The organism is Nocardia sp. NBC_00881 (assembly GCF_045207455.1).
Classification (GTDB): Bacteria; Actinomycetota; Actinomycetes; order Mycobacteriales; family Mycobacteriaceae; genus Nocardia.
Window position 1 is genome coordinate 24,231 of sequence record NZ_CP108798.1, and the last position, 14,536, is coordinate 38,766.

Below are 14,536 nucleotides of genomic sequence, written 5' to 3' on the forward strand. Positions count from 1 at the left end.
CCGGCGCGGATGTCCGGTAGTAGCCCGCTGGTGGTCGCCATGGACGGGCCGTCCGGTACCGGCAAGTCCAGCGTTTCCCGGCGCCTGGCCACCCGGCTCGGCGCACGCTACCTCGATACCGGCGCCATGTACCGGGTCGCGACGCTGCGTGTGTTGCGCGCGGGCATCGAGCTCACCGACTCGGCCGCCGTCGCGGCCGCGGTCAAGGAATTGCCGCTGTCCATCGGCACCGACCCCAGCCGCGAGGTAATCCAGCTCGACGGCGAGGACGTGGCGTCGGAAGTTCGCGGTGACGCCGTCACGAAGGCGGTCTCCGCGGTCTCGGCGGTGCTCGAGGTCCGCGAGCTGCTCGTCGCGCTGCAGCGCGACATCACCACGGCCGCGCAGCGAATCGTGGTGGAGGGCCGCGACATCGGCACTGTCGTGCTGCCCGAGGCAGATGCCAAGATCTACCTGACCGCCTCCGCGGAGGCGCGCGCCCATCGGCGCAACCAGCAGAACATCCTCGAGGGCCGCGGCGACGACTACCAGGGCGTGCTGGCCGACGTGCAGCGTCGCGACACCCTCGACTCGACGCGCAAGGTCTCCCCGCTGCGTCCCGCCGAGGATGCGGTGCTGGTCGACACCAGCGAACTGACCATGGACGAGGTCATCGACGAGCTGTACCGCGTTGTCGCGCAGCAGCTTTCGGCGAACCGGGCAGGAGGTGACCGATGAGCGAGGATGTGCTGGCCGGCGACGGTATCTGGAGCGACGAATCCGACTGGGAGCTGGCCGATCTCGATGGTGAGTTCGAGGACGAGGCGCATGTCGCGATGCCGACGCTTGCGGTCGTCGGCCGTCCGAATGTGGGTAAGTCGACGCTGGTGAACCGGATCCTGGGCCGCCGTGAGGCGGTCGTCGAGGACATTCCCGGTGTGACCCGCGACCGGGTGTCCTACGAGGCGAACTGGGCGGGCCGCCGTTTTCTCGTCCAGGACACCGGCGGGTGGGAGCCCGACGCGAAGGGGCTGCAGCAGTCGGTGGCCAGGCAGGCCGAGTTGGCCATGGAGACCGCCGACGCGGTCCTGCTCGTGGTCGATGCCGTCGTCGGCGCTACCGCCACGGACGAGGCCGCGGTGAAGAAGCTGCGTCGGTCCCGGATTCCGGTGATCCTGGTCGCCAATAAGGTGGATGACGAGCGCGTGGAATCCGAAGCCGCGGCGTTGTGGTCCCTCGGTCTCGGCGAGCCACGGATGGTCAGCGCGGCGCACGGCCGCGGCACCGGCGATCTTCTCGACGACGTGCTTCAGGTGCTCCCGGAGACGCCGCGGGAGGGAACCGGCGGCACCGGACCGCGTCGCGTCGCGCTGGTCGGCAAGCCCAATGTCGGTAAGTCGAGCCTGCTGAACAAGCTGGCCGACGCCGAGCGTTCTGTCGTGCACGATGTCGCGGGTACCACGGTCGATCCGGTCGACTCCCTGGTCGAATTGGGCGGCAAAATCTGGAAATTCGTCGACACCGCCGGGTTGCGCCGCAAGGTTGCCAACGCCAGCGGCACCGAGTTCTACGCGTCCCTGCGCACCAAATCCGCGCTGGAGGCGTCCGAGGTGGCGATCATGCTGATCGACGCTTCGCAGCCGATCACTGAGCAGGACCTGCGGGTGATCAGCATGGTTGCCGACTCGGGACGCGCGCTGGTGCTGGCGTTCAACAAGTGGGACCTGGTCGACGAGGACCGGCGCCTGCAGTTGGAGCGCGAGGTCGAGCGGGATCTGATCCGGGTGCCGTGGGCGCAGCGGGTGAACATCTCCGCGCACACCGGTCGTGCGGTGCAGAAGTTGGTGCCCGCCATGGAAACCGCGCTGGACTCCTGGGACAAGCGGATTTCGACGGGGAGGCTGAATACCTGGCTGAAGGAAGTGGTCGCCGCTACCCCGCCGCCGATGCGCGGGGGCAGGCTGCCCCGTGTGCTTTTCGCCACCCAGGCGACCACGCGGCCGCCGACATTCGTGCTGTTCACCACCGGCTTCCTGGAGGCGGGCTACCGCCGCTTCCTGGAGCGTAGGTTGCGCGAGGAGTTCGGCTTCGACGGCTCGCCCGTCCGCATCTCGGTGCGGGTCCGGGAGAAGCGGGATCGTTCCAAGAGATAGTCCACTGCCACGAGGCCTCGGGGGTTCGCTCCTCGGGGCCTCGTGTCGTCCGCTTGGGCGGCGCCGCGTTTGCAGATAGTCTATTTAGACTGATATAAATCGCCTATGCCTCGTCGAACGCTCGACAACCCGATCGTGCTCGCGGTGCTCGGCCTGCTACTGGAGCGGCCGTCGCACCCGCACCAGATGCTTTCCGATTTGCGGCGACGCGGTGACGACTACGCGGTCGCGATCAATCGAGGCTCGCTGTACACCGTCGTACGGGCTCTGGCCGACGTCGAATGGATCGCGGTCCAGGACCAGGAGCGCTCCGGCAACCGACCGGAGCGAACGGTCTACGCGCTGACCGGCGCGGGGAGTAGGGAACTCGTGCGGCGGTTGGATGTCCAGATCCGCGATCCGGGCCGTGAGTTCTCCCGCTTCCTCGGTGCAGTCGCCTACCTCGGCGCCCTCGGCCCGGACGGCGCCGTCGCTGCCCTCACTGAACGTCGCGCGCGACTGCGCGAACGAACCGTCGCGGACGCCGAGCGGCTCGCCGAGGTGCTGAAGGGCGACGTTCCGCGCCTGTTCGTCATCGAGGCCGAATACGCGCTTGCCCTGGCCCGCGCCGAGCTGGATTGGATCGACTCGGTCGTCGACGACATCCGCACCGGTGCACTGCGCTGGCCGACGGCGAACTGACTTCGAATCGAAAGGTCTGCGGCAAATGTCGAAAGCACACGCCGATGGCCTGCTGTTCGGGGTGTACCCGGGCGGCGCGGCGGTGGACTGGCGGTCGGCCCACCGGACGACCCGGCGGAGATATCCGCTGCGCTCGACCTGCTGCAAGGGCGGCCGGGCCGCCCGTTCCTGGTGCGCGCCTACACCGCCTTCGATGACGGGACCGATGTCCACACGCGGCACAAGACCGCCGCACCTGTCGACGCGGCACGGTACGCCGTGCACGGACGCACGCTCGATCTCGTCGCCCAGTACCGGTCCGCATCGGGAAATGTCGACGGTTACTGCCGATTCGTGCGCCAACTCGTCGAGCAGTACGGTGCGATAACCAGCACCCTGCAGGTGGCGGAGGAGCCCGATGTCACGGACAACCCGACGCTGGACGGTTACTACCCGAACGTCGTCCAAGCGATTGTGCGCGGTGTGTCCGCGGGTAAGGCGCGGGCGCGCGAACTCGGATTCGACCATCTGCGTGTGGGTTTCAACACCACCCCGCTGTTCGGGCCCGCCGCATCGTTTCCGGCGACGCTGACCGAGTGTGGGGGAGTGGAGTTCGCCCGCGACCTGGACTACGTAGGCTTGGACTTCTTCCCCGGCGTCTTCCGCCCCGTTTCGGACGCCGAATTCGCCGATTCCGTCGCCGGACTGCTCCGCCACCACCGCTGCGCGGTATTGGCCCCGGCGGGCCTGGATCACCCGCCGTTGCACATCACCGAACACGGCTGGCCCACCGGACCCGACCGGACGCCGCGGCGGCAGGGCGAGGTGGTCGACATTGTCGTCCGGATCGTTGCCGCCGAGGCGGAGGCGCTGCACCTGAGCGGATACACCCACTTCGCGCTGCGCGACGCCGATAGTGCGAACCCTGACCTGTTCCATCAATTCGGGCTCACGACCGACAGATACATTCCAAAACCTGCCTTCGGGACCCTGTGCGCCCTGGTCGACGAGTACAGCGTCGGAATCGGCTCGGACCGCCGCTAGGTCGTGCCACGGTGGGATTGATGAGCGCCATGGCGGCTCGCGAGACTGCCGCGCCGACTCTGTGGCGCATGATCGGCTATCGGAACGAAATTCTCACCAACTGTACTTATGTCACGCAGCGCGTCCGATTGTGCGGCAATAGCAAATACCTGGCATCATTCGATCATGGTCATTCCCAGCGTGCTGCCGGAACCCCCGACCGAGGGAACTCCGTTCGAGACCGGATGGCTGGTCCGTGTTGCCGACACCGCCCCCGACCAGCGTCTGCGGCTCGACGCTGTCGCGCGCTACCTGCAGGACATCGGATACGAGCATCTCGAGGCCGTCGAGGAAGGGGACACCCATCGCGGGTGGGTGGTCCGCCGGACGGTGATCGACGTGCTCAAGCCCATCGAAATCGGTGAACGGGTCACCCTGCGCCGCTGGTGCTCGGCCCTGTCCAACCGCTGGTGCAACATGCGCGTCCAGGTGTGCGGAACCCGGGGCGGGCTGATGGAGACCGAGGCCTTCCTGATCCATTTCGGCACCGAATCCGGCGTTCCGGCCCGGATGAGCGACACCTTCATGGCACCGATGCTGGCCAGCACGACCGAACACCGCCTGCGTTGGAAGGCCGCGCTCACCGACCCGATGCCGCCCGCCGACGAGCTCGGCGTCCAGACTCGTCCGTTCCCGCTCCGGGTCACCGATATCGACCTGCTCGACCATGTGAACAACGCGGTCTACCTGAGCGCCGTCGAGGAGGTCCTCGCCGATCACGCCGAACTGAAATCCGGCCCGCACCGCACCGTCATCGAGTACACGAAGCCGGTGCGCTTCGGCGACGACCTCCAGCTCATCGCGCGCCGCGCGGGCTCGTCCCTCGATCTCTGGTTCGCCGTCGGCTCGGAGTCCCGCGCGATCGCGCGTATCACCCCGCGCTGACGCGCCAGCTCCTCGATGGTGGCGCGGTGACCGGCGCCATGGTCTCCAGTTCGGCGACGCAGGACACGATCGCGCTCTCCGGCGAGTTCGAACGCGAGAATCCTGGTGCCGGGCTCGCATTCGTCTCCGCGGCCGGCCGATACGCTCACCTCGGCGGTGCCGGAACGATGGATTGCAGGCCGTGCCGCCGATCGCCGAGGTCTCGCTCGCAGTTCGCCCGCTCCATCTCCGCGGAGAAGGCCTCGGCGCGCCATCGCTCGACCGCGCCCCGGGTGTCCTCGTCGACCAGATCCGTGTTGACCGCGGCGGCGGCGGTCACACCGCTCGCCGCGGCCTGCGCCACCCCGGCGATGAGGTCGGTGACGTTGCCCGCTGCCCAGACGCCCGGGACCGAGGTGCGGCCGCTGGCATCCGCGGCGAGGTGCGTGCCCAATCCCCATGGGTGATTACTTGTTTCGGTGCCGAGCGCAGCCGGGACCGCGTCTCGGCCGGCCAACCGCGGCGCGACTGCCAGCGTCGTGATCGGCACGATCCGGCCGGAATCCAGTCGTGCCCCAGTGAGGCGATCGTCGACGATCTCCAGGCCGGTGACCGTGCCGTCCACCACGGGAATGCCGCGGGCCGCGAGCTGCTCGGCCTGTTCGGAGGTCGGCTCCGGCGAGGTGTGCCGCAGCAGCGTCACCTGCGCGCTCCACTGCCGGAACAGCAGCGCGTGGTGCACCGAGCCGAGCACGCCGATCGGCTGGTCGCGGATCTCCCAGCCGTGGCAGTACGGGCAGTGCACCACCTCCCGGCCCCACCTCTCCCGCAGGCCCACGATCGGCGGCAGTTCGTCGACTAGACCGCTCGCGACGAGCAATCGGCGACCGCGGAACCGATCACCCCGGTCGGTGTCGACCATGAAGCCATCCGATGTCCGCCTCGCGGACTCGGCCTGCGCGTACACGATGCGCCCGCCGTATTGCTCCACCTCCCGCGCGCCGACCGTCAGCAACGCGGTGGGCGACATGCCCTCGCGGCTCAGCAACCCGTGCACGCCGTCAGCGGGTCCGTTGCGTGGTTCCCGCGCGTCTATCACCACGACCGACCGGCGTGCCCGCGCCAGAGTCAGCGCCGCCGACAATCCGGCCGGGCCGCCACCGATCACTACTACATCGAACTGCTCTTCCTTAGTCATGCCACACCTTGCAGCGGTATCGGCCAAATTGGCAAATACCGTTGCTATTTTGGCAAACAGACTCGGCCGTGCCGATCACGCCCGACAGCGACTCACAGTGGACGTGAGGCTCGTTCGGGTGCGCTGGGCCAGCCGAGGTTTAACGTTCCGCAGGTGGGTAGCCCGTCGGTGACCAGTGACCGATGCGGAAAGGCGGGAGCGATGACCGAACCCATCACGAGCACCCTCGACCCAGAGCAGCAGCATATTGCGGGCGAGACACTACGTGCGACAGTTGTCGATCTGATCGATCTGTCGCTGATCGCCAAGCAAGCGCACTGGAACGTGATCGGTGCCAACTTCCGTTCGGTGCACCTGGCGTTGGACGAATTGGTCACGGCGGCAAGGGAGTTCACCGACGCCGCGGCGGAGCGTTGCACCGCCGTAGGGATCAGCCCGGACGGACGTGCCGCGACGGTGGCCGGCGATTCCGGTGCTCTCGGAATCGGCGACGGTTGGCAACAGGACGCCGACGTCATCGACGCGATCGTCGGCAACCTCGCTGCGGTGATCAAGCGACTGCGCGAGCGTATCGCAGCGACCGAGAAGGCCGACCCGGTCACCCAGGATCTCTTCCTGGCCATCGCCGCCCGACTCGAGCAGCTGCACTGGATGTGGCAGGCGCAGCTCGCAGCCGTGTGATGAACATGGTCACCGGCGCGTTCGGCGCGCGAGCCGCGGCTACCACCACGGTCGCCGTCCGCATTCCCGCCGCCGCGCAGCATCTGGCCATGGTCCGCGGGCTGACCGATACCGTGTGCTTGGTAGCCGACTTTCCCCTCGCCGCGGCCGCCGACATCCGGCTGGCGATCAACGAAATCGCCACCATGCTGATGTTCGACGCCGTGCCGGACTCGTCGCTCGGCTGTGCGTTCACCTACAACGCGAACCGGATGGTCGTCCGGGTCGACGCGATCGCCGAACGCGAAGTCGAGGTCAGTGGCGATCCGCTCAGTTGGGAATTGGTCCGGATGCTCACCAGCTCCACATCGATGTCCCGTGACCCTTTTGAAACAGATGCGCGTGGGTATCCGACCGCCATCGAATTCAGTTGGGAACGAGGAACATCCGATGACACGTGAGTTCACGACCGACCGAAATGACACCCCACGGCGGCGCGGTGACAGCTACGACGACATCGAACCTTGGCTGGAGAAGCTGGCCGCGCTGGAAGAGACCGACCCGCATCGGGCGATGCTGCGGCGGACGCCCGATTCTCTGAGCCGAGACGGTGGAGCCGGTCGTCGGGCGGCGCGTCCGGTGGTCAGCGGACCGCCTCCTCCAGGTCGGCCAGCGCCGACTCCAGGTGGTCGAGCAGCATGGACGCACGGGGGACGCTGCGACGGCAGGCGACGATGCCGATGTCTAGGTTGTCGGCGTTGCTGGTGAGGGTGATGTTGATCGCTTGGCCGTCGATCGGGATCGAGAGCGGGTAGGTGGCGTCGAGGCGGGCGCCGTTCCAGTACCGGTGGTCGCGTGGTCCGGGCACATTGGAGATGACGATGTTGAACGGCGGGCTGGTCAGCGCGACCGTGGCGGGTACGAGCAGTGACAGCGCGAGCGGGCTCAGCGTCAGCGCGGACAATGAGACAGCCTGCGCGGGGGTGAGCGAACGGTAGATGTCCTTGCTGCGCCGCATCGAGGAACTGATCGCTGCCAGCCGCGCGGCCGGGTCGGCGAGATCGGTGGCGAGGTTGCACAGCAGCGCCGCCAGCGCGTTGCCGTCGGTGGCGTCGCCGTCGTCGGAGTCGTGCCGCAGCGATACCGGCACCATCGCGACCAAGGGCTTGTCAGGAAGGGCTTGGTGCTCGATCAAGTACGAGCGCAGCGCGCCCGCCGACATGGCCAGCACCACGTCGTTGACCGTCGCGTCGGTCGCTTTCTTGACCTGCCGGACCCGATCGAGCGGCCAAGAGCGGGCGGCGCAGCGGCGTGCCCCGCCGATCGGGACGTTGAACAGGGTGCGCGGCGCGGCGAACGGCAGGGTCAGCTGCTGTTCGACCAGCGCAGCGCGGGCAAGGCGCAACGCCGTCGGCGCGGTGCCCGCCGCGGCGAGCATCCCGCGTGCCATGGCGCCGAGCGAGCGTTGGCGCGGTGGATTCTCGGTGCGTCGGCCGGAAGATGGCAGATGCCAGGGCACCAGCGCTTCGCCGGAGTCGGGGTCGCTGGTGAGTGTGCGCTGCAGCAGTCGCTGAGCGCCGACGCCATCGATGAGGGCATGGTGCATCTTGCTGTACACGCCGACCCGGTCGTCCGCGAGCCCTTCGATCAGATGCACTTCCCACAGTGGCCGATGGCGGTCGAGCAGCGTGCTGTGCAGTCCGGCGGCGACCTCTACCAGCGCGTCCAGGTTCCCGGATTCCGGGAGCGCCCAACGCTGTAGGTGATAGTCGAGCTCGACGGTGCTGTCGACCGTCCACGCCAGCTGGGGGGAACCGAACAGCCGGGCCGGGTGCTTGCGGAAGGTCCGATGGAAGTTCCGGTCGGCCGCCATGGTCGCGTAAGCGCGTCGCGCGAACTCAGATCCGGTGCTTTCCATCGGATCGAATACCTGTAGCGAACCGACGTGCATCGGGTGCTCTCGTGATTCCGCGATGAGGAATAGGGCGTCGACCGGCGAAATGAATTCCATGGGCAGTCCCTCCTGACGACGCTGAAGCTTCGCCGCGATCTGGTGCGAATTCGGGGTGGCAGGTGTCGGCGTCGGGCATGCCCACTGCTCATGACGCTGGAGCGGCACGGCGTGGTCGATGACAATCCACCACCTCATGATTCGATGCCGAATCCGAACCGGCTGGGCGGCGGGCGGTTCTTTATTGCGCGTCGGCTCAGGACAGGCGGCTGACCGGCCAATCGTGCGGCAGCTCCAGGCGTTCGCTGATCATGCTGATCGCGGTGTGCAGCGCTTGGATCTCGTCGACGCCGGTGGCGACGGAGGAGCCCTGCTCGCTGATGTGGAACCGGCATAGATGATGACGTCCGTCGGCCGCGAGGTACGGCCTGCCGATGATGATCGACAGCGAGCTGTCGGCGTCGCGCAGAGTGCGCGCGGCGATCAGCGCCTGGGGCTCGTGATCCGCTGTCGCTGCGGCACGGGACGGCCGAGCGGGGGCGGCGGGGAACCGCGGATCGGACGGTTCGGTCACCTCGAACTGCGCCCCTCGGTCGTTGGCCTGTCGCAGCTCGGCGGCGATCTCCTGAAGGGCGCGGTACAGCGCCTCGATCGTATCGGCGCCGTGCGCCCAGCGCTCTCCGATGTCTTGGATGCGGAATCCGCACACCACACCGGTGTCGCCAGGCGCCATCTGCGGTTTGCCAACTTCGATCGACACTTCACGCGTCGCGTCGGCGATGGTGCGGGTCGCGATCACTTCCCTGATCCGACGCCATTTCGTGCTCGCGATCGCATCGCCGTGTTCGGACTCGCGCACTGTGGGCGTGGTCGTGTCGCCAGTGACCCGCGCCTGTATCGCTCCCATAGATGAGGGAGTACCCAACCTGCTCGCAGGTTTACCCTGCGGTTCGCGTGACCTCGACCGCAGGGCAGGTCTGGAAGGGCGAAGCACCACGAAGTCGGTGGTGGTTGTCTCGACACGCTCGATCCCGCAAGATGGCTACCGGGTGGTTAACGTGCTGTGGGCTTGGCACACCGTCGCCGAGATGTGATGGTGGGCCCGCGACGATGAAAAGGGGCGGACGAAGTGGTCACGATTGCGCAGTTGCGAGCGGTTCTGTCGATTCTGCGTGTCGACCCGGACGAGGTCGGCGCGCGGCTGAATGACACCGGTCTACGCGGTCCGAACGCGGAGCGGGCCATGCTGGTCGGATTGCTACATCGGGTGGCGAGCAGCGAGCTGCGGCAGGTCATCACCACCACCGACGACGAGGCTGCCAAGGCCGCTGCGGTCAGCGCGCAACCGGTGGACGGCGAAAATGCCACGGAACAAGTCCGTTTCGACGCACAGTGGCTGCACGACCGGATCGGTGCCCTCGCGGCCGGCACCACCGTGGATCCGGTGCCGGTCCTGCTCGACGCCGCCGCACGCTCCACCGACGCGGCCGAGGCCTTGCTCCTGCTCAGCCGCAACCCCCGCGGCGGTGACGCAGAAGCCAGATGGGAGCGGGCACTCGACGACCTCGGCTGGGCCTACCACTTGATCAACGACGAGCGCGTGGGGCGCTCGAACACGACGACCGCGCCGCTGTAGCGGCGCGGTCGTCCCGGCGGCGTCGTGCGCGCCGCCGGGACCAGTTGTCAGTTCGGCTGTTCCGGTGTGGAGCGCGCGGGCCTGTCGGCCCAGTGGGTGGTGCCCTCGGCCGCTTGCAGTGTGGTGAGCAGGTCTACGCCCGCCGCGAGGAGCGTGGGGCCGCCGATCGCGATGGTCCCGAGGATGCCGCCGAGGGTCGCACCGGTAAGCAGGCCGGCCACACAGCCGACCGCGATCGTGGCCACACAGCCGATCGTGGCGCCGATAGCGGTGCCGATGAAGCCGCCGACGGCGCTGGCCAGCCCGAACTGGCCGGCGAATTCGTCACGGGCGCGCTGATTTTCGGTTCTCGATGCCACCGGCTGGGCTACGAGCGGTTCGGCGATCGCCAGCCCCTCTGGCCTGGTCGGCGTCAACTCCAATACCGTGGCGTCTTTTTTCAACTCCGGTCGAACCGGGATCGCGGTGTCGGCGACCCGGAAGTCCAGCGGCAACGTCATGGCGACGCGCCCGTCGCGGTCCCGGATGTCGACCACATCGATCACCTGGGCGATGTCGGCGCGGGCGCCGTTGCTGTCGACGAGCACACCGTCCCGCTCGGTCAGCCGGGCGTTCGCATCGGTACTCACGTGGTCCCGAAGTGCCTTGAACAACTCGAAGGTTCCGTCTTTGAGCGCGGCGACCACCGTCTTGTCCACTAGTCGGGCCGAGTAGACGATGTCGGGTGTCGTCGGCTCGGCGTGTGCCACGCCGGTGCTGAGAATCAGGGAACCGATGGCCAGTGTCGCTGCCGCAGTGATGCCGCGGAGTTGCATGATTTATCCATTCCGTCATGAGATTTCGCAGCTGCGTCCTGCACGAGCGGACCCGCGCACTCCGGTAGCGCAAGACGCAACCGCTGAGGTCGCAGAGGAGCCTAGCAGCGCGTGCAGCAACCGATGAGCGTTCTGGCGGGACGAGTTTCGGCGCGCGGGCGACGCGCGCGGGGCTCAGCGGGGTGCGCCCGGGCAAACACGACGCCGTGTCGACCGCGCCGGTCGCCGCGCGCCAGGGCCGTGTCGACCAGCGCGGCGATCTTGCCCGCGCCGACGACTACCTACGGCAGATCAACGCGAGTCTGCCCGTGCTACAAAGGGATCTGTCGGCCACCGGCGATGTCATCAGGCTGTACGTCGACACCGCGCCCGACCCGTTACGCACGCTCGACAATGCGGCTGTCGCGAGCGGCACGACCAACGAGGGCGCTCCCTACGTTCCGTCGACCGCGGTGACGCCCAAGACCCCGCAGACAGCGGGGTAAGCGCGCCCGAAACGCGCAAAAGCCCCGCGCCGTAGCGCGGGGCTTTCCAAGCTGCGTCGATCAGATAGCGCGGACGTCCTGGGCCTGCGGGCCCTTCTGTCCTTGGCCGACCTCGAACTCCACGCGCTGCCCCTCTTCAAGGGACTTGAATCCCGAGCCGGACACGGCGGAATAATGAACGAAGACGTCAGGACCGCCACCGTCTTGCGCGATGAAGCCGAAGCCTTTTTCGCTGTTGAACCACTTCACACTGCCTTGAGTCATTGCTTACTTCATTCTTTTCTGTAGACGAGCCAAGCCGATCACGTCAATCGGCCTGATCTCACTAGACAACCATGCCATGAACCGGCGATTCTCGTCGTGATTGTGAGCTAACGAACATCGAGCGGGCTATGCGCGGCCTCCGCCGCCTCCTCGCCCGACACGCCGAATCAGGGCTTGACGGCGGCCGACTCTCCGCGTTACCCGCAGTGCGACCTCTTCCGTCCGGTCCGACGAGAGCGGTCGCGGGTGGCTGATCATCCAGCCGGTAGCGGGTGGTAGCCGGCGCCCACGTCGCCGCGCGTCTCCAGATCGGCGATGATCGCGCTGATATTCGTGCCGACTTCAGGACCGAAGCAGCCGATGCCCAGGTATGCGTTCACCATGCCGACCAGGGTGGTGCCTACCAGAACCGGCGCACCGGAATCGCCTTGCAGGACGCACATCTGAGTCCAGGTTTCGTTGTTCGTCGCGCGCACGTCGCCCCAGGCCACGCCGCAGCTGGTGCCGGTGGTGCGGCCCTTCTTGCACACCACCGTCGGGAACTGCGCGGGCGCTCCGATCCCGGTGATGGTCGTCGCACCCACCCGAGCGAGGGGCGCGATCCGACCCGGGTCGAATTCGATGACCGCGTAGTCCAGTGTGGGATCGGAGTACACGAAGCGGCCGACCACCCCGTAGCTGGGATCGGCTTCCGCGCGGACCTTCGCGCCTTGGTCGCCGCAGTGACCAGCCGTCAGCCCGAGCAGACGTCCCTCACGGTCGTGGCCGACGGTGGTGAGCGTGCACTCGGCGCGGCTGTCGATGATGATTCCCGAACCGCCGCCGACGGCGGGCGGTTCGGGACGGGCCTGTGCGGTTCCAGCTCCGCCGACGGCCATTGCGGCGGCGGCCATTGTGGCGAGCGCGGCGTGTGACCACGCCGGTCCCGTAGTGCGATTGCGCATCGAAATTCCTTGCTTTCCAGCTGAATCAGCTTCCAGCCGTATGACGCCGATCAAATTGCGCTGGCTCAGCTGCGGCCCAGCGCCTTTTCCAACTGGCTCTTGGTCATCCTGGAGCGGCCGTTGATATTGCGCTTCTTCGCTTCGCTGTACAGCTGGTCCCGTGTCGGGCCCTTCGGCCCACCGCGCCCGGAGCGCTGACCACCCCGTTGCTGCGGAGACTTGTCCTCGGTGGAGGCCCGGCTCGCGGTCTTGGTCCTGCCCTGCTGCGCCCGGTTCTTGTTGACCGTGCGCGCGGCGATCTCCTCCGCGCGTTCCGTGCTCGCGCCTCGGCCCTTCGCCGAGTCCTTGACGTGCTCGTACTGCCGTTCTTCCTTGCTGTTCCATTCCTTGGGCATCTCACACCTCCTGGGTCGCGACTACCCGCGGATCGCCATTCCAACCGCGCCGTGGGCGGTCGATGGCATTCGCTCGGTCCGGAAGAGTCTCACGCGCATGTCGACGACGGTGCCGCATGTTCTCATCGTCGGCGAACCCAGTGCAGTCGAGAGTGACCGAGACGGGGAGGCAGGTTTCCGAAGCCCGTCGGTGGGTGCAGTGCGAATCTATTGCTGGGCAAGGTCTTCGGCCCATATCGGCAGGGCACGCCTTTCGCTCGGTGCCTCACCTCTGCGAGCACCGTACGCCCGGCCTCGGCGTCGACTCGGCTTCCTGGCGCACGATTCCGTTCGCCGAACCATCGCCAGCGGGTCAGCATTCGACGACGTCGACCGAGACGTTGATCTTCTCCTCGGCGAGGCCTGCGTGCGGAGGCGTAGCCGGAACCGGAATCGGTGACTTCGCTCGGGGCAGGGTTTTCGATTACTGGAAGACGATGGTGCTGTGGCCGTTGAGCAGGACCCGGTGCTCGCAGTGCCAGCGGACTGCGCGGGACAGCGCCAGCGCCTCGGCGTCTCGGCCCACGGTGGCCAGGCGCAGCGGGTCGAAGGTGTGGTCGATGCGGATGACCTCTTGTTCGATGATCGGCCCCTCGTCCAGGTCGGGGGTGACGTAGTGGGCCGTGGCGCCGACGAGCTTGACGCCCCGGTCGTAGGCCTGGCGATACGGCTTGGCGCCCTTGAAACCGGGCAGGAACGAATGGTGGATGTTGATCGCTCGCCCGTGCAGCAGTTCGCAGGCCTCGTCGGAGAGCACCTGCATATAGCGGGCGAGCACGACGAGGTCCACTTGCCATTCGTCAACCAGTTCCAGTAGGCGCGCCTCGGCTTGCCGCTTGGTCGTCGTGGAGACGGGGACGTGATAGAACGGCAGCCCGGCCGCCTCGGACATCGGCCGCAGATCCTCGTGGTTGGAGACCACGCCGACGAGCTCGCCGCCCAAGTTGCCCGCGCGCCATCGAAAGATCAGGTCGTTCAGGCAGTGGCCGAGGCGGGAGACCATCACGAGAACGCGCGGGACGCGCTCGTCGCCGAGGGCGAATGTCATGCCGAACTCGGCAGCGACGGATTCGAACGCTGAGCTGAGCTGTTCCGCTTGCACCTCGCGCCCGGAGCGGAAGCAGGTTCGAAGGAACAGCGACCCACCTCTGGTGTCGTCGAACTGCTGGTGCTCGATGATGTCGCACCCGCGCTGAATGAGGAACGAGCTCAGCGCGTGGACGATGCCGGGTCGCTGTGGGCAGCTGAGTGTCAGGGTGAAGGTGTGCGTCACAGGGTCTCCTGGGCGTCGGCGCTGGGGAAGCGGCGCCGGTGTTTCGTCGCGCGGCTGCTCAATCGATAGACCGGACGGACATTTCGTTCGAATATCAGAATGATAATTCTGATATATCAATATGATCCAAAGCATAT

Annotated in this window: 17 protein-coding genes; 9 read left to right on the forward strand and 8 right to left on the reverse strand. The window is 67.3% G+C overall.

Annotated elements, in window-relative coordinates; translation table 11 throughout:
- Window positions 1-9 precede the first annotated feature (9 nt).
- The 5 genes from cmk to OH799_RS00125 all read left to right on the forward strand — a co-directional run bounded on the left by cmk (window position 10) and on the right by OH799_RS00125 (window position 4,760).
- Window positions 10-717, forward strand: coding sequence for a (d)CMP kinase (cmk, locus tag OH799_RS00105; RefSeq protein WP_406281680.1), 708 nt, complete (start codon window positions 10-12; stop codon window positions 715-717).
- Window positions 714-2,132 (forward strand): ribosome biogenesis GTPase Der, encoded by a 1,419-nt coding sequence (gene der / locus OH799_RS00110; RefSeq protein ID WP_406273895.1) that lies wholly within the window; start codon window positions 714-716, stop codon window positions 2,130-2,132. Before cmk ends, der begins: the two co-directional genes overlap by 4 nt.
- A gap of 105 nt (window positions 2,133-2,237) precedes the next feature.
- Window positions 2,238-2,813: a PadR family transcriptional regulator gene (locus OH799_RS00115; protein WP_406273898.1), complete on the forward strand. Its 576-nt coding sequence runs from the start codon at window positions 2,238-2,240 to the stop codon at window positions 2,811-2,813.
- Between the two features lie 171 nt (window positions 2,814-2,984).
- Window positions 2,985-3,836 carry a hypothetical protein gene (locus tag OH799_RS00120; RefSeq protein ID WP_406273901.1) on the forward strand — a complete coding sequence of 284 codons (852 nt, stop codon included), beginning with the start codon at window positions 2,985-2,987 and terminating at the stop codon, window positions 3,834-3,836.
- A gap of 165 nt (window positions 3,837-4,001) precedes the next feature.
- A complete protein-coding gene (locus OH799_RS00125; protein ID WP_406273903.1) occupies window positions 4,002-4,760 on the forward strand; it encodes an acyl-[acyl-carrier-protein] thioesterase in 759 nt (252 codons plus the stop codon).
- A 145-nt stretch (window positions 4,761-4,905) separates the two neighbouring features.
- On the opposite strand, the gene OH799_RS00130 is transcribed toward OH799_RS00125, so the two are convergent.
- Window positions 4,906-5,937, reverse strand: a complete 1,032-nt coding sequence (locus OH799_RS00130; RefSeq protein WP_406273906.1) for an NAD(P)/FAD-dependent oxidoreductase — start codon at window positions 5,935-5,937, stop codon at window positions 4,906-4,908.
- A 201-nt stretch (window positions 5,938-6,138) separates the two neighbouring features.
- On the opposite strand from OH799_RS00130, the gene OH799_RS00135 reads away from it, so the two are divergent.
- Window positions 6,139-6,618 (forward strand): Dps family protein, encoded by a 480-nt coding sequence (locus OH799_RS00135; protein WP_406273909.1) that lies wholly within the window; start codon window positions 6,139-6,141, stop codon window positions 6,616-6,618.
- Window positions 6,618-7,058, forward strand: coding sequence for an anti-sigma factor (locus tag OH799_RS00140; RefSeq protein WP_406273911.1), 441 nt, complete (start codon window positions 6,618-6,620; stop codon window positions 7,056-7,058). The genes OH799_RS00135 and OH799_RS00140 overlap by 1 nt, the downstream gene beginning before the upstream one ends.
- Window positions 7,059-7,240: 182 nt before the next feature.
- On the opposite strand, the gene OH799_RS00145 is transcribed toward OH799_RS00140, so the two are convergent.
- Window positions 7,241-8,608, reverse strand: coding sequence for a WS/DGAT/MGAT family O-acyltransferase (locus OH799_RS00145; protein WP_406281684.1), 1,368 nt, complete (start codon window positions 8,606-8,608; stop codon window positions 7,241-7,243).
- 196 nt (window positions 8,609-8,804) lie between these two features.
- Window positions 8,805-9,455, reverse strand: coding sequence for a DUF6968 family protein (locus OH799_RS00150; RefSeq protein WP_357271847.1), 651 nt, complete (start codon window positions 9,453-9,455; stop codon window positions 8,805-8,807).
- Between the two features lie 240 nt (window positions 9,456-9,695).
- Here OH799_RS00150 and OH799_RS00155 point away from each other — a divergent pair, with 240 nt between their 5' ends.
- The gene (locus OH799_RS00155; protein WP_406273914.1) at window positions 9,696-10,184 is read left to right on the forward strand and encodes a hypothetical protein; all 489 of its coding nucleotides are present in this window, start codon (window positions 9,696-9,698) and stop codon (window positions 10,182-10,184) included.
- Between the two features lie 47 nt (window positions 10,185-10,231).
- Here the strand turns inward: OH799_RS00155 and OH799_RS00160 are convergent, their stop codons facing one another.
- Window positions 10,232-10,999, reverse strand: a complete 768-nt coding sequence (locus tag OH799_RS00160; protein ID WP_406273916.1) for a hypothetical protein — start codon at window positions 10,997-10,999, stop codon at window positions 10,232-10,234.
- 182 nt (window positions 11,000-11,181) lie between these two features.
- On the opposite strand from OH799_RS00160, the gene OH799_RS00165 reads away from it, so the two are divergent.
- Window positions 11,182-11,484 carry an MCE family protein gene (locus tag OH799_RS00165; protein ID WP_406273919.1) on the forward strand — a complete coding sequence of 101 codons (303 nt, stop codon included), beginning with the start codon at window positions 11,182-11,184 and terminating at the stop codon, window positions 11,482-11,484.
- 60 nt (window positions 11,485-11,544) lie between these two features.
- Here OH799_RS00165 and OH799_RS00170 read toward each other — a convergent pair whose 3' ends face one another.
- The 4 genes from OH799_RS00170 to purU all read right to left on the reverse strand — a co-directional run bounded on the left by OH799_RS00170 (window position 11,545) and on the right by purU (window position 14,399).
- Window positions 11,545-11,748, reverse strand: a complete 204-nt coding sequence (locus OH799_RS00170) for a cold-shock protein (protein WP_327114982.1) — start codon at window positions 11,746-11,748, stop codon at window positions 11,545-11,547.
- A 254-nt stretch (window positions 11,749-12,002) separates the two neighbouring features.
- On the reverse strand, window positions 12,003-12,692 hold the full coding sequence (locus OH799_RS00175; RefSeq protein WP_406273922.1) for a S1 family peptidase: 690 nt from the start codon (window positions 12,690-12,692) through the stop codon (window positions 12,003-12,005).
- Window positions 12,693-12,757: 65 nt separating this feature from the next.
- Window positions 12,758-13,087 carry a plasmid stabilization protein gene (locus tag OH799_RS00180; protein WP_406273925.1) on the reverse strand — a complete coding sequence of 110 codons (330 nt, stop codon included), beginning with the start codon at window positions 13,085-13,087 and terminating at the stop codon, window positions 12,758-12,760.
- A 463-nt stretch (window positions 13,088-13,550) separates the two neighbouring features.
- Window positions 13,551-14,399, reverse strand: coding sequence for a formyltetrahydrofolate deformylase (gene purU, locus OH799_RS00185; RefSeq protein WP_406273928.1), 849 nt, complete (start codon window positions 14,397-14,399; stop codon window positions 13,551-13,553).
- Window positions 14,400-14,536 lie beyond the last annotated feature (137 nt).